The 16765-nt window shown below is 68.3% G+C and carries 15 protein-coding genes; 4 read left to right on the top strand and 11 right to left on the bottom strand.

Annotation, left to right across the window (positions count from 1 at the left end; translation table 11 throughout):
- The 8 genes from ACILR9_RS30255 to ACILR9_RS30220 all read right to left on the bottom strand — a co-directional run bounded on the left by ACILR9_RS30255 (position 1) and on the right by ACILR9_RS30220 (position 7425).
- Positions 1 to 1410, bottom strand: a complete 1410-nt coding sequence (locus ACILR9_RS30255; RefSeq protein WP_395713702.1) for an FAD-dependent oxidoreductase — start codon at positions 1408 to 1410, stop codon at positions 1 to 3.
- 199 nt (positions 1411 to 1609) lie between these two features.
- Complete coding sequence (locus ACILR9_RS30250; RefSeq protein WP_395713701.1) at positions 1610 to 1903, bottom strand: (2Fe-2S)-binding protein; 294 nt, start codon at positions 1901 to 1903, stop codon at positions 1610 to 1612.
- The gene (locus ACILR9_RS30245; protein ID WP_395713700.1) at positions 1884 to 3014 is read right to left on the bottom strand and encodes an NAD(P)/FAD-dependent oxidoreductase; all 1131 of its coding nucleotides are present in this window, start codon (positions 3012 to 3014) and stop codon (positions 1884 to 1886) included. The genes ACILR9_RS30250 and ACILR9_RS30245 overlap by 20 nt, the downstream gene beginning before the upstream one ends.
- Complete coding sequence (locus ACILR9_RS30240; RefSeq protein ID WP_395713699.1) at positions 3004 to 3810, bottom strand: ABC transporter permease; 807 nt, start codon at positions 3808 to 3810, stop codon at positions 3004 to 3006. Before ACILR9_RS30240 ends, ACILR9_RS30245 begins: the two co-directional genes overlap by 11 nt.
- A 165-nt stretch (positions 3811 to 3975) precedes the next feature.
- Positions 3976 to 4827, bottom strand: a complete 852-nt coding sequence (locus tag ACILR9_RS30235; RefSeq protein ID WP_395713698.1) for an ABC transporter permease — start codon at positions 4825 to 4827, stop codon at positions 3976 to 3978.
- On the bottom strand, positions 4824 to 5750 hold the full coding sequence (locus ACILR9_RS30230; protein ID WP_395713697.1) for an ABC transporter ATP-binding protein: 927 nt from the start codon (positions 5748 to 5750) through the stop codon (positions 4824 to 4826). The genes ACILR9_RS30235 and ACILR9_RS30230 overlap by 4 nt, the downstream gene beginning before the upstream one ends.
- Before the next feature lie 6 nt (positions 5751 to 5756).
- Positions 5757 to 6371 carry a histidine phosphatase family protein gene (locus tag ACILR9_RS30225; RefSeq protein WP_395713696.1) on the bottom strand — a complete coding sequence of 205 codons (615 nt, stop codon included), beginning with the start codon at positions 6369 to 6371 and terminating at the stop codon, positions 5757 to 5759.
- A 13-nt stretch (positions 6372 to 6384) separates the two neighbouring features.
- Positions 6385 to 7425 carry an ABC transporter substrate-binding protein gene (locus tag ACILR9_RS30220; protein WP_395713695.1) on the bottom strand — a complete coding sequence of 347 codons (1041 nt, stop codon included), beginning with the start codon at positions 7423 to 7425 and terminating at the stop codon, positions 6385 to 6387.
- Positions 7426 to 7540: 115 nt separating this feature from the next.
- Between ACILR9_RS30220 and ACILR9_RS30215 the strand changes: the two genes are divergently transcribed.
- Positions 7541 to 8536 carry a LysR substrate-binding domain-containing protein gene (locus tag ACILR9_RS30215; protein ID WP_395713694.1) on the top strand — a complete coding sequence of 332 codons (996 nt, stop codon included), beginning with the start codon at positions 7541 to 7543 and terminating at the stop codon, positions 8534 to 8536.
- A gap of 282 nt (positions 8537 to 8818) precedes the next feature.
- Here ACILR9_RS30215 and ACILR9_RS30210 read toward each other — a convergent pair whose 3' ends face one another.
- The gene (locus ACILR9_RS30210) at positions 8819 to 9220 is read right to left on the bottom strand and encodes a cupin domain-containing protein (RefSeq protein WP_395713693.1); all 402 of its coding nucleotides are present in this window, start codon (positions 9218 to 9220) and stop codon (positions 8819 to 8821) included.
- A gap of 100 nt (positions 9221 to 9320) precedes the next feature.
- Between ACILR9_RS30210 and ACILR9_RS30205 the strand changes: the two genes are divergently transcribed.
- Positions 9321 to 10208, top strand: a complete 888-nt coding sequence (locus ACILR9_RS30205) for a LysR family transcriptional regulator (protein ID WP_395713692.1) — start codon at positions 9321 to 9323, stop codon at positions 10206 to 10208.
- 94 nt (positions 10209 to 10302) lie between these two features.
- Here the strand turns inward: ACILR9_RS30205 and ACILR9_RS30200 are convergent, their stop codons facing one another.
- Positions 10303 to 11211, bottom strand: a complete 909-nt coding sequence (locus ACILR9_RS30200) for an SAM-dependent methyltransferase (RefSeq protein ID WP_395713691.1) — start codon at positions 11209 to 11211, stop codon at positions 10303 to 10305.
- A gap of 409 nt (positions 11212 to 11620) precedes the next feature.
- Complete coding sequence (locus ACILR9_RS30195; RefSeq protein ID WP_395713690.1) at positions 11621 to 13447, bottom strand: serine/threonine protein kinase; 1827 nt, start codon at positions 13445 to 13447, stop codon at positions 11621 to 11623.
- Between the two features lie 374 nt (positions 13448 to 13821).
- On the opposite strand from ACILR9_RS30195, the gene ACILR9_RS30190 reads away from it, so the two are divergent.
- Positions 13822 to 16167, top strand: coding sequence for a xanthine dehydrogenase family protein molybdopterin-binding subunit (locus ACILR9_RS30190; protein WP_395713689.1), 2346 nt, complete (start codon positions 13822 to 13824; stop codon positions 16165 to 16167).
- Positions 16168 to 16216: 49 nt separating this feature from the next.
- Positions 16217 to 16762 (top strand): ester cyclase, encoded by a 546-nt coding sequence (locus ACILR9_RS30185; RefSeq protein WP_395713688.1) that lies wholly within the window; start codon positions 16217 to 16219, stop codon positions 16760 to 16762.
- Positions 16763 to 16765: the final 3 nt, after the last annotated feature.

Here is a 16765-nt window from a genome sequence, read left to right as displayed (position 1 = left end):
TCAGCGCTCCACGGCCTTGCGCTCGGCGGCGCTGATCGGCAGCGACGCCAGCTCGGCCAGCGTGATCGGCTTCACTGGCGGGCGCAGGCGGTAGTAGCCAACCTCGGCCGGCGTGGACTCGCGGGTCTCGGCGATCAACTCGGTGACGGTGAGGCCGCACAGCCGGCCCTGGCACGGGCCCATGCCGCAGCGCAGGAAGGCCTTCATCTGGTTCGGCCCCTCGCAGCCCAGCCGCGCCGCCTCACGCACCTGGCGTGCCGTGACCTCCTCGCAGCGGCAGACCAGCGTGTCGCCGTCGGGCCGGCGGAAGGCATCGGCGGGGCGGTTCAGCCAATCGAGGAAGGCGCGGCCCATCTCCTCGCGCTGCAGGCGCTGCCGCGCCGCCTGCGGGTCGGGCAACGACGCTTCGGGCCGAAGCGCCCGTACCGCCGCCATGGCGGCAATCCGGCCGCGCTGGGCCGCTGCCGTACCGCCGGCAATTCCCGCGCCGTCGCCGGCGACGGCGATGCCTGCGATCGAGCCGCCGAAGTCGGAATCGAGCACCGGCTCGAAGCAGAGCTGGCGCGCGTTCCAGCGATGCGCCAGACCGGCCGCCAGGGCGAGATTGACGTTGGGCACGACGCCCTGGTGCAGCAACAGGAGATCAGCCGGCAGGCGCCGCTCCGCGCCGCCGTCCAGGCCGAACGCGACCTCGCGCAACTTGCCCTCGCCCACCGCGGCGATGCGATCGACCTTGTGCACCGGCACGCGGGCCTTCACCTCGCGCAACAGCTTCAGGCCCTTGGGAAAGTACGGCGACAGGGCGAACTCCGGCAGGTGCGGCAGGGCGAGCAGCCAGTTGCGCGTCGGCGTGGTGTCGAGCAGCGCCGCGATCTGGCCGCCGGCGCGCAGGATCTGCGCCGCCAGCAGCCACAGCAGCGGCCCTGTTCCGGCCAGCACCGTCCGGCCCGACGGCACCAGGCCCTGGGCCTTCAGCGCCGTCTGTGCACCGCCCGCCGTCATGACACCGGGCAGCGTCCAGCCGGGAATGGCGAACGGCCGCTCGAGCGCACCGGTGGCGACGATGATCCGCCGTCCTTCGATCAGGCGGGTCTGGCCGGCAATCGAGACGCCGACGATGCGATGCGGATCGAGGCTCCACACCGTGGCGCCAACGACGATCGCCGCCCCGCTCGACCTCGCCTCGGCGGCGAGCGCTTTGCCCACCCAGTAGTCGTCGCCCAGGATCGACCGGTCGGTCACCGGGCTGGTGGTGATGGCGCGATAGATCTGGCCGCCGATGCCGGGATTCTCGTCGAGCAGCACGGTCGAGAGGCCGGCGCGCGAAGCGACCGACGCCGCGGCAAGGCCCGCAGGCCCGCCGCCGATGACGATGAGGTCGTAGATCGGTGAGAGGTCGGCGGCGTTCATGGGAGGAGGCTCCCCTCTTCATTCCTCCCCAGCTTCGCTGGGGAGGTGTCCGCGTAATCGCGGACAGGTGCGCGGCTCGCGACAGCGAACGCGCACGAGGGGTCATGGGCCATGAAGCGTGACTCACGACTCATGACCCCTCCGTCGCGTATAACGCGACACCTCCCCAGCAAAGCTGGGGAGGAGTTTGACACTCGCTTCATCGTCCGGCCTCGCGCCTGCCGAGCTGGGTTTCGACCTTCATGCCGGGATGCACCGGCACTAGGCAGGCCTGACGGCTGCCGACGCCGTCGATCGTCACCAGGCATTCGAAGCACACGCCCATCATGCAGTAGGGCGCGCGCGGCGCGCCGGTCACCGGCGTGGTGCGGCAATGGTCGATCCCGGCAGCCAGCAGGGCCGCCGCGACCGTGTCGCCGCCGCGTGCCGTCACCGGCTTGCCGTCGATGGTGATCGCCACCGCCGCTCCCGCTTCAGCCAGCCTCTTGAACATGGAACCTCCGCGCGCTGAAAGGAGCGACCAGCGATTTGTCGAGCGCGCCGCGTGCGATCATCGGCGCAATTGTGAAAGCGTGATTGGCCGCCAGCGTGACACCGGAATGACAGCACACGGTGAAAGCGCCGGGATGGGTCTCCGATTCGTCGTAGATCGGGAAGCCGTCCTGGGTCATGACGCGGATCGCACTCCACGTCCGCACGACGTTGGCGCGGGCGAGCAGCGGGAACTGGCGCACCGCGCGCTCGGCCTCGGTGGCGCTGACGCCCAATGTCAGGCCGGCCGGATCGGTGCTCTCTTCCTTGGAATCACCGATCATCACCGTGCCTTCGTCGGTCTGGCGCAGCGTGACCACGGGATGGTGCAGGAACGGCCGCAGACGCTCCGTCACGACGATCTGGCCGCGCTCGGGCTTCATCGGCGCCTCGAGCCCGACCATCGGCGCCAGCCGCATGTTGGCGTTGCCGGCCGCCAAGGCGACGCGGTTGGCGCGCACTTCGCCCTTGGTCGTGGTGAGCCGGAACTCGCCGCCCGTCTTGTCTATCGTCTCGACGCGATGGCTCGGCAGGTAAGTGACGCCACGGGCCTGGATGGCGGTGTGCAGGGTCCGGAACAGGCGCAGCGAATTGACATGGCCGTCGAGCGGGCAGTAGCTGCCACCGACCACCTCCGGGCCGATGTCGGGCAGCATCTTGGCGACCTCGGCATGACCCAGGATCTCGGTCTTGTAATCGACGATGCCCGGCTGGTTGTGCAGGCGCTTCAGCACCAGGGCGCGCGCCTCGAGCTCGCGCTCCGACAGCGCCAAGTGAAAACCGCCCGGCCGCTGGAAGCAGACATCGAGTCCCGTCTCCTCCTTGAGCGTCGCCGCAAGCCCGCCCCAGGCATTGGAGGAGCGGATCGTCCAGCCAGCATAGGGCGCCAGGCCGAGGCCCTTGCTCTGCACCCACACCAGCGCGAAGTTGCCGCGGCTCGCGCGCACCGCGCGATCGCCTTCGTCGAGCACGACGACACGGCAGCCCTCGCGCGCCAGGCCCCACGCGGTCGCCACCCCGACCAGACCGCCGCCGACCACCGCGACGTCGTAGCCAGTGCCGCTATCGGCCATCTCCGCTCCTTCCCACCAGCAACCGCTCCAGCCCGTAGGCGCGATCGAGCGCCACCAGGGCCAGCACGGTGATGGCAATGACGCAGGCCGATACCGAGGTCACCAGCGGATCGATATTGTCCTGGATGTAGAGAAACATGCGCACCGGCAGGGTCTCGGTTCCCGGGGCGGCAATGAACACCGTCATGGTCACCTCGTCGAACGAATTGATGAAGGCGAGCGCCCAGCCGCTGACCAGGCCGGGCAGCACCAGCGGCAGGGTGATGCGCTTCAGCACCGTCCAGTCTGAGGCGCCGAGCGACACCGCGGCATGCTCGATGGACCGGTCGAGCCCGACCGCCGAGGCGAGCGTAAGGCGCAGCGCGAACGGCAGCACGATCACGATGTGCGACAGCACCAAACCCGCAAAGGTGCCGCCCAATCCGACCTGGGTGAAGAAGCGCAGGAAGGCGATGCCGAGCACGACGTGCGGGATCATCAGCGGCGACATGAACAGCGCCGTCATCGCCTCGCGACCGGGAAAACGATGGCGCGCGATGGCGAGCGCGGCCGGCACCGAGATCGTCACGGCGACGGCCGACGACAGCGCCCCCAGCCACAGGCTGCGCCAGAACGCCGAGATGAACTCGGGATAACGGCCGATGGCATAGAACCAGCGCAGCGACCAGCGATCCGTCGGGAAGGACAGATATCCCTCCGGCGTGAAGGCGACGATGCAGACGACCAGGATCGGCGCCAGCATGAAGGCGACGAACAGCGTGTGGTAGGCGAGCGCCAGGGGGCCGTTGCGGCTCATGCGCGGCCCTTCGTCATGCTCCTCCCCACGAAGTGGGGAGGTGTCGCGTCATACGCGACGGAGGGGTCATGGGATCGAGACTCGTGACTCATGATCCCTCCGTCGCCGTAAGACGGCGACACCTCCCCAGCACAGCTGGGGAGGAAGGTGTACGCGGTCCGCCACTCATGAGAACACCTGGGCGTAGCGGCGCTCGACCAGGCGGCTGGCGCCGATGACGATCGCGACCAGGGCGACAAGCAGCAGCACGGCGACGGCCGCGCCGAGCGGCCAGTTCAGCGTGTTCAGGAATTCGTCGTAGGCCAGGGTCGACGCCACCTTGAGCCGCCGGCCGCCGATGATCGCCGGCGTTGCAAAGGCGCTCGCCGCCAGGGCGAAGACGATGACGGCGCCCGACAGGATGCCGGGCATGATCTGCGGCAGCACGATGCGGCGCAGCACGGTGAACGGCCCGGCCCCCAGCGCCACCGCGGCATTCTCGACCTGGGGATCGAGGCGCTGCAGCGCCGCCCATACCGCCAGCACCATGTAGGGCATCAGCACGTGAGCCAGCGCGATCACCACGCCGGTCTCGGTGAACATGAAGGGCAGCGGCGCGGAGATCAGGCCCATCGAGGCGAGCGCCTTGTTGACCACGCCCGAGCTGCCGCCGAACAGCAGCGCCCAGCCCAACGTGCGCGCCACAACCGAGATCAGCAGCGGCCCCAGGATCACCAGCAGGAACAGGCTGCGCCACGGGCTCTTCATGCGATTGAGGATGTAGGCTTCGGGCGCGCCGAACAGCGCCGTCAGCAGCGTGACCAGAAAGGCGATCCGGAAGGTCCGCCAGAACATCTCCAGGAAGTACGAGTCGGTCAGGACCTCGTGCCAGTTCTTCAGCACGAACACCGGCTCGATGCCCTTGTACTGGCCCCAGTCGTGGAACGACAGCAGCACGGTCATGACCAGCGGCACGATCACCACGCCGCCGAACAGCAGCAGCGCCGGCAGGCTGAGCAGGTAGGGTGCCGCCCTCATGCCGCCGCTGCCCATGCGAGATGCACGGCATCGCCTTCGGCCGGCACCGGCTCGCCGGTGTTCTGGCGGATCACCGTCACGAGCCCGCCAGCCGTCTCCACCTGGTAGAGCCAGTGGCTGCCCTGGAAGATGCGCGTGCGCACCGTGCCGGCTAGGCCCGTGGCCGCGAACGCGATCTTCTCCGGCCGCACCGTCGCCCCGTTCACCACGTTGGTCTTGCCGAGGAAGCTCGCGACGAACGGCGTCGCCGGCCGTTCATAGGCCTCGTGCGGCGGGCCGATCTGCTCGGCTCGGCCGTGGTTCATCACCACCAGGCGGTCCGACAATGCCATCGCCTCGGCCTGGTCGTGCGTCACCAGGATGGTCGTCGTGCCAAGACTGCGCTGGATCTGGCGCAGCTCGATCTGCATCTCCTCGCGCAGCTTGGCGTCGAGATTGCTAAGCGGCTCGTCGAGCAGCAGGATCTGCGGCCGGATGACTAGCGCGCGGGCAAGGGCCACGCGCTGCTGCTGGCCACCCGACATCTGGCGCGGAAAGCGGCTGCTGAACGCGGCGAGCCCGACCAGCTCGAGCGTCTCGCCGACCCGCCGCGCCCGCTCCGTCACCGCGACGCCCTGCATCTCGAGCCCGAACGCCACGTTCTCCGCGACAGTCATGTGCGGGAACAGGGCGTAGCTCTGGAACACGATGCCGAGCCCGCGCTTCGCCGGCTTCACCGTCAGGAGATCGCGCCCTTCGAGGCGGATCGCGCCCGACGTCGGCTCGACGAATCCGGCGATCAGTTGCAGCGTCGTCGTCTTGCCGCAGCCCGACGGCCCGAGCAGCGAGACGAACTCGCCCTTCTCGACGCTGAGCGACAGGCCGTCGACCGCGGCGTGCGTGCCGAAGCGCTTGGTCAGTCCGTCGAGGGTGAGGAACGCCATCGCCGGTCAGGTGTCGACGCGCGCCGCGGCGCCGCCATGCAGGCGATAGAAGGCGTTTTGCGGCTGGTCCATCTTCAGGATCTCGACCTGCGGTGCGCCCAGGAACAGGCCGCGCAGCACGCGGCCGACGCCGCCATGGGCAAACACCGCGACCGGCTGCTCCTGCGCCAGCGCCACGATCTCGTCGAGCGCCGGCCGCGCTCGTTCGACCACCATGGCGTAGCTCTCGCCGCCCGGCGGCTGGTAGCTCCAGTGGTCCTGCCGCCGCAGCGCCATGGCACCCGGCCAGCGCGCCTCGATCTCCGGGAGGATCAGGCCATCCCAATCGCCCCAGCTCATCTCGCGCAGCCGATGATCGAAAGCCTGCTCGTCATGCGCCAGACCGGCCGCCGCGGCCGCGATCGCCAATGTCTCGCGCACGCGGCCGAGCGGGCTTGCCCGCACGATGACGCCGGACGGCGGATAGCCGCCAAGCTGCAGCTGGCGCGCCAGCGTCTCGCCCATCGCCCGGGCCTGAGCGCGTCCCGCCGCGGTCAGCGGCGAATCGAGATAGCCCTGGGCGCGCTTCTCGGCATTCCACACGGTCTCGCCGTGGCGGAAGAGAAAGATCGGATGGCGCACGTTCGCGGCGAGCCTAGCGCTCGACCTCGCGGTTCCAGCGCTTGGTCCAGTCTTCGCGCTGGGCGTTAATGGCATCCCAGTCGGGCTGGATCACCAGCTTGGCGCGCTCGCCGACCGGTGCCATGCGCAGCTCCGGCATGTTGACGTCGACCTTGGTGTTGACCGGGCCGTTGCCCATCTCCTTGGCCAGCACGGTCTGCACCGGCGCTGAGATCAGCGTCTTGATGAATTCCTGGGCCAGCGGGTTGGGCGACGCCTTGGCGACCGGGCAGGCCGAGGCGAGCAGGATCGGCGCCCCCTCCTTGGGATAGATGAAATCAACGGGGAAGCCGGTATTCGCGAAGGCCTGGACGCGGCCGGTGCCCCACACGGCGATCTGCCCCTGATTGGACTGGAACAGCTCGGTCATCTTGCCTGGGGACGGCTCGTAGACCAGCACGTTGGGATTGACGTCGGCCTTCATCACCTTGAAGCCGGGCTCGATGTTCTTCTCGCCGCCGCCGTTCATGCGCGCGAACATCATCAGCGTGTAGAGCCCGTAGGTGTTGTTGATCGGCGGGATCACCAGCAGCTTCTTGAACTTGGCATCCTTGAGGTCGTTCCACGAGGTCGGCGTCGCCCAGCTCTTGTCCTTGAAGGTCTTGGTGTTGATCATGAAGCCGGTGCCGGTCTGGCCGACGGCGACCGCCTTGTCATCCTTGAACAGGGCGGCCGGATAGAGCTCGCTCTTGTCGAGCCCGTCGAGCTTGCCGCAGAAGCCCAGCTGGATCGCCTGATACATCGGCCCGTCATCGACGATCGCGACGTCGATCAGCTGGTTGCCCTTTTGGGCCTGCAGCTTGGCCAGCGTGTCGGTCGAGTTGCCGGCGACGTAGTCGATCTTCACGCCATGCTTGGCCTCGAAGGCCGGGAACACGTCCTTGCGCAGCTGCTGCTCCCACGAGCCGCCATAGCCCGCCACGACCAGCGACTTGGTCTGCGCGAATGTCGCGGTCGCGCCCAGCAGCGCGGCCAGGCCGGCCGCCATCGCGGCTCGATAGGTCGAATGCCTCATTACTCCTCCTCCTCCGCGGCGCCCCGTCGCCGCAATCGCTCATGTTTTCGTTCCCTCACCGTGACGTCAAATCCGATTTCGCCGCCCCTTTCATAACGGAGTGTTATAAAGCCCCATGCGCCCGTTGAACCCCCGCCAGATCGAGGCGTTCCGCGCGGTCGTGCTGACCGGCAGCGTCGGCGCCGCCGCCACCCTGATCAACGTGACGCAGCCCGCGGTCAGCCGGCTGATCCGCGACCTGCAGCAGCATCTCGGCCTAGTCCTGTTCGAGCGGCGCGGCACGGGCCTGGTGCCGACCGGCGAGGCGCTGTCGCTGTACGGCGAGGTGGAGCGCGCCTTCGTCGGCCTCGACCGCATCGCCGAGATGGCGACCGAGCTGCGCACGCGCCGCGCCGGCTTCCTGCGCATCGCCGCCCTGCCCGCCCTCGCCAACGGCTTCCTGCCACGCTTCGTCGGCCGTTTCCTCGCCGACCGCCCCAAGCTCGACATCGTGCTGTCGGGCCTGGTGTCGCATGCCGTCGTCATCGCCGTCGCCCACGGCCAGTGCGATCTCGGGTTCGCCGAGGCCTCGCTCGAGCATGCCGCCGTCCTGAAGGAGGACATGCCGGTCGCGCCGATGGTCGCCGTCCTGCCGCAGGCGCATCGCCTGGCGCGCAAGGCCAGGCTGCGCCCGGCGGATTTCGAGGGCGAGAATTTCATCTCGCTCGGCCATTCGACGCTCTCGCGCTTCCGAATCGACCGCGTCTTCGCCGAGCACGGCGTGACCCGCATCATGCGCATCGAGACGCCACTGTCGGAGATCGCCTGCGCGCTCGCCGGCGCGGGCGCCGGTGTCTCCCTCTGCGAGCCCTTTACGGCGACCGAGTACGCCACGCGCGGTATCGTCGCCCGCCCGTTCGAGCCGCGCATCGACTTCGAATTCGCCACCCTTTACCTGGCGCAACGCAGCGTACCGCCAGTGGCGCGGGAGTTCATCGATGCCTTCAGGGCGCATGTCGCCGGGTTCGTACGCCGCGAAGGCTGGGAACAGGCTCATGCCGATCTCCCCGTTCGAGCAGGTTCCAGATCCCGGAGAGCGGCGATCCGTGTGGCCCCCAAGGTTCCGGCATAGCGCAATGAATTCGTACTGGAGCCTGTGCAATTGATTGCACAGGCTCCAACTTCCGGGCTGCGGGTGCTCTTTGGAGAGAATCACGCCGGCTTGGGCCATCAACCGGCCAAGGGAAGCAGCCTTACTGTCATCCTGAGCGCAGAGAAGGATCTCATCGCCAGAAGTTTCAAAGCACACCGTGGCGGACGGCGACGAGATCCTTCGCTGCGCTCAGGATTACAAGATTGAAGTGCGTGCTCCCTCCTCCAAGAACCGGCGCGGGGGCACCTTCCAGCCATCGTCCTAGCCGAACGTCACACCGTACTCGGCGGCGATCGCCATGACGTCCGGCGGCGTCAGCGGTCCCTTGCGGGCAGCCCGGTCGAAGTGGCGGAACATCTCGGCGAGCTGCACGCCCGGGCTCGCGAGGACGACCAGCTTCACCGTGCCATCGGTGTCGTTGCGAAAACCGTGCAGTTGGCCGGGCTCGAAGGTGCAGCAGGCTCCCGGACCAGCCTTGGTCTCGCCGCCCTCGCCGATCAGCGTGAGCTCGCCCTCCATCACCAGCAGTGTCTCCTCGTCGTGATCGTGCTGGTGCGGTGGCACGAAATAACCCGGCGGGACGGGATGCTCGGCGACGAACATCCCGGCATCGCGCCGCACGATCATCTCGGCACCCATCACGTCCAAAATCTCGGTCATCATGTCGTCCTCCGTGTTGTGACGGTCTGTACTTACGGCGCCCGGCGGGCCGCGAGCAGATGGTCGTTCTGGACAGATCGTTCGCCCTGGCGAACAATCGAGCATGGACTCGTTTGCCGGCATCGAAGCCTTTGCCGCCGTCGTCGAGCGCGGCAGCTTCACCGCCGCGGCGACGATGCTGCAGACGGCAAAATCATCGGTCAGCGAGACGGTGCGCGCGCTCGAAGAGCGCCTCGGCGTACGCCTGCTCGAGCGCACGACGCGCCGCGTGCGGCCGACCGAGGCCGGCGCTGCCTACTACGCGCAGTGCCGCCGCCTGCTGGATGCGGCTGCGGCGGCGCGCAGCGAGGCCCAGGCGGCACACAGGCACCCGGTCGGCAAGCTGCGTGTCGGGGCGCCCGATGCCTTTGCCGAGCGCTACATCGTGCCGGGCCTTGGCGCGTTCCTTGCCGCCTGGCCGACGATCTCGATCGAGCTCGTCGAAGCGGCCGGCGCGGCAGACCTGGTGGACCAGCAGCTCGATCTCGCCATCCGCATCGTTGAGAAGCCCGAGCCGCGCCTGGTGGTGCGCCGCATCGCCACCTCGCGCATCGTCATCGTCGCCTCGCCGAGCTACCTGGCTGGCGCTGGCACGCCACGGCAACCACGCGACATCCTGGCCCATCGCCTGATCGCCTTCGCGCCGCTCGCCTGGCGCGACACATGGCGCCTCGGCCGCGAGACCATTGCGGTCCAGCCGCGGCTGCTCACCAATAGCGGCGAATCCCTTCGGACCGCCGCGCTCGCCGGGCTCGGCCTCGCACCGGCGCCGGAATGGCTCGTCGCCGACGCCCTCGTCGCCGGCCGGCTGACCCGCGTGCTGACCGACTACGAACCGCCATCGGGCGGCATCTACGCCGTCTATCCGACCAATCGCCTGCTGGCGCCGCGCGTGCGTGTCTTCGTCGACCACATCGTCCGCGACCTGCGTGCCCGCGGACTGCCGCGCTGACCCGCCCATCTGGAAGCCGCAGCTCCATAGGCCCGCCGGCTCCCAGAGGGACGTTCCGTCGAGTTCCCACTCGCCGAAGGCACACTCGCTCCGGCTACCTCCCTTCGAGCAAGAACGTCAGTTCGTGCTTGTTGTGGTGCAGGTGCAGCACTCTCGCCCCTGGAATGGCGGCGAACCCGGCGGCGGTCTCATGATCCGTCGCGCCCTGGAACTTGATGGTGCACACAAAAGTTCGCACCAGACCCGACGCCCGCCACCGATCGACCAGCCGCAGCAGGCGCGCCGGATAGCAGACGATGTCGGAGAACAGCCAGTCGATCGGCCCGACGCTCTCGGGTGCCAGGGCGAAGGCGCTCTCGCCGCGCCATGTCACGCCCGGCATTGCCGCGACGCGCGGCGCGAGCGGCGCCTTGTCGACCGCCAGCACCTCGGCGCCAAGTTGCGCCAGCACCCACGTCCAGCCGCCGGGCGAGGCGCCGAGATCGAGACAGCGCTCCCCCGGCTGAGGCCAGAAGCCGAGACGAACCAAGGCTTCCCACAGCTTCAGATAGGCGCGGTTGGGCGGGCCCGTGCGATCCTCGATGAAGGCAACCTCGCCATTGGCGAAGGGCGAGTTGCAGCGCGCCGACGCCAGCAGCCGGTCCGGTGCGAGCAGCGTCCAAGATCCGAGCGGCGCGGCCGGCACCGCGGCGGGAAAGGCGATGGGCTTGGCCGAGACATGCGGCAGGCGCTGCTCGATCAGCGCCGCGCGCCGATGGTGCACCGGCGCATACATTGCCCAGTTGCGCTGGATGGCGCGCAGCGACCGTGCCGCACCGCCGATCGACGCGACCGGCAGCTCGACGCAGTCGTGCCAAGTATTGGCCGCCCAGGCCGCGGCGACCGGCGGCCCTTCGCACAGGATCAACCGGCCATGGCACAGGCTCTCGGGTACGCCGGCGCGCCGCAGCTCCTCGGTCAACTGGTCGGCGAACCCGTCGGCCGCGAGGTAGGCCGTGGTCATGCCCTCATCCCCAACTCGCCTCATCCTCAACGCGTTGTAACAAGCGGGCCATAGCTCGTTGAGGCGGCATCGTGCTAGTAGCCAAGCTGCAGATCGAACTGCAGAAGGGGACATCGTAGTCCGCAGAAGGCACCTGACTACGGCAATCGCAGGCGGCGCGCTCTGAGTGCGACTGGCGCCCTCGGCCAGAGCCAGCCCAGGGTGAGCCCTTTGGGGCTCAGCCTGCCGGTGACCGAGGCACTGTTGCGCGAGCAGGCGACGGCTTCGTGGGCGCGCACCGCACTGCCGGGACGGAGGGCGTGATCACCGGGGCAACGTCCCTAGGGCCGCCGCCCAGATGAATGAGTTCGCCCGGCGCAATCCTACAATCCCGGCCGGCAACCGCAGCAAGAGTGGCGGCGATCCGATTTCAGGGGACGTTGTTGCGCAGCCCTGTCGGGTCCGGTGTTGGGGCGCGCCGCTCCTGTCCGGTGCGCACGGAGAGCGTGCCGCGCAGGGTCACATCGACGCCACGAATGTCGAGCGACAGCGCTTCCGTGGTGACGCGACCGCTGGCCGAGGCATGGTTCAGGGTACAGCCGACAGCTTCTGGAATGCGCAGGCTGCCGCTGATCGCGCCGGCCCCGTCGACGGCGAGGAGCACCGGCACCGCACCGCATTGGGAATGGACCAGGCGGCCCTTCACGTAACCGCCGGCAACGACTACGTCGGCTTCGACCGGACTGAGCGCCGCCTGCCCCCCGCCGGTCGCCGACACCGTCAGTGATCCAACATAGCTGGCCTCGACTCCCGGTGTGGCCGGTGACGTTGACGCGGTCTTTCTCCCTGCCTCGGCCCGATCGACGAGCGGCTTGGCGTCACGCAACAGCTCCTTGTGCTGACCAGCCGTCAAGTATCCGGTCGGCGTCTGGCCCTGGCGCCGTTGCCAGCCGGCAATCATCTCGCGCGACCTCGGACCGAAGGCGCCGTCCGCGCCGTTCGTATCGAAACCCAGCACCGTTAGGGCACGCTGGACGCGCTGACGATCCTCCGTGCCGAGGTGGAGCGCCGCCTCCTCCACCTGCCCTGGCGGCGCCTCTGGCATTGCCGCGGGAAGGGACGGTGCAGGCGGCTCGGCGTCCGCGATCGGCGACAGCGCAGCGCGCGTCGTCTCATCCTGTCCGACAGGCACGCGCGTCGAATAGAAAGCATAGTCGCCGACCGCCAGCAAGATCGCCGCGAAGGATGCCAGTGCCAGCCATTTTCCGAGGTTGCGACGACGCGCGCCGACGGCGAGCTTGGTCGGCGGAGTGGGCGGCGTGGGCGGCGTCGGCATCGTGATGGGCATCGCGACCGTGCGGGGCTCCCCGCTGTCCATCACCACGGTCGACGCCGCTTCGTCGACGTGCGTGCGCAGCAGCCGGCGCCAGTCGGCGACAGACTGCGGACGCTCCTCGGCGTGGAGCGCGAGGGCTGCGTCGATACCTGTCAGGAGCTTGCGCGAAAAACCCTCTGGCGAGCGCCGGGCAAGCGGCACCCAATCGTCCCGCAGCAGGCGGTCGATGGCACTCGACGGCGGCGCGCCCGTGATGGCGTGGTAGAGCGTGGCCCCCAGGCCATAGATGTCGGTCCACGGCCCCTGCCGCGCCGAGCTAAACTGTTCGGCGGCGGCATAGCCCGGCGTGAAGATTGCCGTCATGGTCGCCGTGCGATCGGCGAGCGACGCGCGCGAGGCGCCGAAGTCGATCAGGACCGGCTTGCCGTCATCGTCCAGCAACACATTGGCGGGCTTGATGTCGCGGTGCAGGAAGCCCGCCTCGTGCACCTTCTCCAGGCCATCGAGGAGCGGCCACAGGATAGTGTCGATATCGGACGGTCCAAGCGTTCCGGCGCCGCCAATGCCTTTCTCCAACGTCTGGCCCTGGACCAAGGCCATGACCATGTAGCCAGTTCCGTTTTCCTCGAGAAAGTCGAACACCTGCACGATCGAAGGCGCCGCGTGCAAGCTGGCGAGCGTACGGCCCTCCTCGACAAAGCGCTGGCGGCCCCAGTCGAAGTCCTCGGCAACCTCGGTCGAACGCGGCAGCACGCTGGCGCCGTCCTGACGCACGGCCAAGGCGGCCGGCAGATACTCCTTGATCGCCACCGTGCGGCCGAGCTGGGTATCGCGTGCCCGGTAGGTGATGCCAAACCCGCCCTGCCCCAACACAGCCTCGATCTCGTAGCGCCCGACCTGCGATCCCGGCGCCAGCGCCACATGGTCGACCCTGGGGACCGGGTCGTCGGCACGGGAACGAAGGGAACGGGCACTCATCGCGGCGGGAAACCTGATCGAGCAACGCTTCTAGCCCAGGCAACGTTGCATTGTCCGGAACCAAGGGAGTTCGCCATGAGACTGGCCTCCGAGAGATGGGCTCATGAGGATGAAAAGGGCACGCCCGTCCCGGTGCCCGCGCTTGCAACGTCCGGCACTTGGCTGGGCGCCGTCGGCGCAGCTGCCGCCATCCTCTTGCTATCGGTGGCCTGGACCGTCTTGAGCTGATACCGCGCCGAGCTCGTCAGGACGCATCGCCAAGCCGGGTGACTTCTTTCATCCTGGCTTGCTAACCTCTGGCCAACACGGAGGGTTCGATGGCAAAGTTCGGCATTGGTCAGTCGATCCGCAGGGTCGAGGATCCGCGCTTGCTCACTGGCGGCGGGCGCTACACCGACGATACCAGGCTCGAGGCTGCGGCGGCCCGCGCCTATGTGCTGCGCTCTCCGCATGCCCATGCCGACATCAAGAGGATCGATGTCTCGGCCGCCGCCAAGGCGCCGGGCGTGCTGGTGGTCTTCACCGGCGACGACGTGACGAAGGCCGGCTTCGGTGACGTGCCCTGCCTCGTGCCGCTCGACAATCGCGACGGCACGCCACGCGGCGACACGCCCCGGCCGATGCTGGCGCAGGGCCGCGTGCGTCACGTCGGCGATCCCGTGGCCCTGGTCGTGGCCGAGACGCTGGAGCAGGCCAAGGACGCCGCCGAGCTGATCGAGGTCGATTACGAGCCGCGCCCGCACGTCGTCGGGACCTGGGAGGCCGCGCAGCCCGGCGCGCCGCTGGTCCACGACCACATCAAGAACAACATCGTGTTCGATTGGGAGATGGGCGACCGCGCCGCGACCGAGGCGGCCTTCGCCAAGGCCGATCGCGTGGTCAAGCTGCAGCTGGTCAACAACCGCCTGGTCGTGAACTCGATGGAACCGCGCGGCGCGATCTGCACCTACGATGCCAAGGACGACCGCTCGACCCTGTGGCTCTCCTGCCAGGGCGTCAGCATGATCCGCCCCGTCGTCGCCGACCTCATCCTCAAGATCGGCTCACCGAAGCTCCGCGTACGCACCGGCGATGTCGGCGGCGGATTCGGCATGAAGATCTTCGTCCATCCGGAATACCCGATGGTGGTGTGGGCATCGCGCGCGCTGAAGCGCACGGTGAAGTGGATCCCCGATCGCCAGGAGGCCTTCCAGTCCGACATCCAGGGCCGTGACCATGTCTCGATCGCCGAGATGGCACTCGACAAGGACGCAAAATTCATCGGCTGCCGCATCACCACCTACGCGGCGCTGGGCGCTTACCTCAATCACTTCGCGCCGTTCATCCCCACCCTTGCCGGCAGCTCGATGCTGGTCGGCCTCTACCAGACGCCGGCCACCTACGTGAACGTCAAGGGCGTGATGACCAACACCGTGCCGACCGATGCTTATCGTGGCGCCGGCCGGCCCGAGGCGGCCTATCTGCTCGAACGCTTCGTCGACCACATCGCGCGCGAGACCGGGCTCGGTCCCGACGAGATCCGCGCCCGCAACTTCATCAAGCCCAGCCAGATTCCCTGGAAGACGGCGCTCGGCGACACCTACGACTCGGGCGATTTCGAGACCGTCATGCGCAAGGCCATGGACAAGGCCGACTGGAAGGGCTTCGCGTCGCGTCGTGCCGCCTCCGAAGCCAGGGGCAAATGGCGCGGCATCGGCATGGCGACCTATGTCGAGAAATGCGGCGGCGGCGGCATGCCCGAGACCGCGGTCGCCAAGTTCAACGACGATGCCTCGCTGACGCTCTATCTCGGCAACCAGACCAACGGCCAGGGCCACGAGACGGCGATCCGGCAGATCGCCTCGGCGCGACTCGGCATCGATGCCGAACGCATCGACATCGTGCAGGGCGATTCGGACGTCACGCCCGACGGCATGACCGGCGGCAGCCGCATGGTCTCGGTGGCCGGCGTCGCGACGCTGGGTCTCGCCGACAAGATCATCGCCAAGGGCAAGATGGTGGCGGCGAGCGTCCTGGAGGCCAGCGCCGCCGACATCGACTTCGCCGACGGCAGCTTCAAGATCGTCGGCACCGACCGCACGATGAGCCTGTTCGACGTCGCCACGGCGGCCAGGAACCCCAAGCACGTGCCGGCGGGCAAGAAGCCCGGCCTCGACGACGATTTCACGCGCATGCCGGACGCCGACACCTTCCCCAACGGCTGCCACATCTGCGAGCTCGAGGTCGACCCCGATACCGGCACGCTGGAAATCCTCAACTACAGCGTGATGGACGATTTCGGCATGGCGCTCAATCCGCTGCTCTTGCAGGGCCAGGTCCATGGCGGCGTCGGCCAGGGTGTCGGCCAGGCGCTCACCGAGAAGACCGTCTACGACAAGGACTCGGGCCAGCTGCTGAGCGGCAGCTTCATGGACTATGCCTTACCGCGCGCCGACATCGTGCCGGCGGTGGCCTTCGACATGCACAACAGCCCTTGCACCACCAACCCGCTCGGCGTCAAAGGCGCCGGCGAAGCGGGCGCCATCGGCGCCCCGCCGGCGGTGATCAACGCCATCGTCAGCGCCATCCATCCGCACACCGGCGTGAAGCACGCCGACATGCCGGTGACCGCGGCGAGCCTGTGGGCTCTGATCGCGGCGAACAGGGCGAAGAAGGCGGCGTAGGGCCCTATTCTCCTCGCCCGGTGCGAGCTCCGAACATGCAGGAAATACGATGTCCGCTCCCGATCTAGCAGCCCTCTGGGAAGCCCACTGTCGCCACGAATTCGAGACCCGCGATGTCGACGCCACGATGGCGACCATGGTGGCGAAGCCGTATGTCAATCACATCCCGACCATGACCGGCGGCGTCGGTCACGACCAGCTGAAGCGCTTCTACAAGTATCACTTCATCGGCGGCAATCCACCCGACACCGAGTTGAGGCCGATCAGCCGCACCACCGGCACCGACCAGATCGTCGACGAGCTGGTGTTCTGCTTCACCCACACGAGCGAGATCGACTGGCTGTTGCCGGGCATTGCGCCGACCGGCAAGCGGGTCGAGATCCCGCTGGTCGCCATCGTGCGCTTCGAAGGCGACAAGGTCGCGCACGAGCACATCTACTGGGACCAGGCCTCGGTGCTGGTCCAGGTCGGTTTGCTCGACCCGGAGGGCCTGCCGGTCGCAGGCATCGAGACGGCGCGCAAGGTCGTCGACAACAGCCAGCCGTCCAACACCCTGATGCGGCGCTGGCCAGACAGCGCCGGCAAGCCGATCTGAGCA

The organism is Reyranella sp., from assembly GCF_044224635.1.
Classification (GTDB): Bacteria; Pseudomonadota; Alphaproteobacteria; order Reyranellales; family Reyranellaceae; genus Reyranella.
The sequence above is the reverse complement of the archived record's forward strand: the minus strand, read 5'-3'. Positions and strand labels throughout refer to the sequence as shown.

Bases quoted from the DNA above. Each gene is read 5' to 3' on its own strand.
- ACILR9_RS30190 (WP_395713689.1), top strand. From the start codon at position 13,822: ATGGCAAAGTTCGGCATTGGTCAGTCGATCCGCAGGGTCGAGGATCCG.
- ACILR9_RS30185 (WP_395713688.1), top strand. From the start codon at position 16,217: ATGTCCGCTCCCGATCTAGCAGCCCTCTGGGAAGCCCACTGTCGCCAC.
- ACILR9_RS30250 (WP_395713701.1), bottom strand. From the start codon at position 1,903: ATGTTCAAGAGGCTGGCTGAAGCGGGAGCGGCGGTGGCGATCACCATC.
- ACILR9_RS30205 (WP_395713692.1), top strand. From the start codon at position 9,321: ATGGACTCGTTTGCCGGCATCGAAGCCTTTGCCGCCGTCGTCGAGCGC.
- ACILR9_RS30210 (WP_395713693.1), bottom strand. From the start codon at position 9,220: ATGATGACCGAGATTTTGGACGTGATGGGTGCCGAGATGATCGTGCGG.
- ACILR9_RS30200 (WP_395713691.1), bottom strand. From the start codon at position 11,211: ATGACCACGGCCTACCTCGCGGCCGACGGGTTCGCCGACCAGTTGACC.
- ACILR9_RS30235 (WP_395713698.1), bottom strand. From the start codon at position 4,827: ATGAGGGCGGCACCCTACCTGCTCAGCCTGCCGGCGCTGCTGCTGTTC.
- ACILR9_RS30215 (WP_395713694.1), top strand. From the start codon at position 7,541: ATGCGCCCGTTGAACCCCCGCCAGATCGAGGCGTTCCGCGCGGTCGTG.
- ACILR9_RS30220 (WP_395713695.1), bottom strand. From the start codon at position 7,425: ATGAGGCATTCGACCTATCGAGCCGCGATGGCGGCCGGCCTGGCCGCG.
- ACILR9_RS30230 (WP_395713697.1), bottom strand. From the start codon at position 5,750: ATGGCGTTCCTCACCCTCGACGGACTGACCAAGCGCTTCGGCACGCAC.
- ACILR9_RS30255 (WP_395713702.1), bottom strand. From the start codon at position 1,410: ATGAACGCCGCCGACCTCTCACCGATCTACGACCTCATCGTCATCGGC.
- ACILR9_RS30245 (WP_395713700.1), bottom strand. From the start codon at position 3,014: ATGGCCGATAGCGGCACTGGCTACGACGTCGCGGTGGTCGGCGGCGGT.
- ACILR9_RS30240 (WP_395713699.1), bottom strand. From the start codon at position 3,810: ATGAGCCGCAACGGCCCCCTGGCGCTCGCCTACCACACGCTGTTCGTC.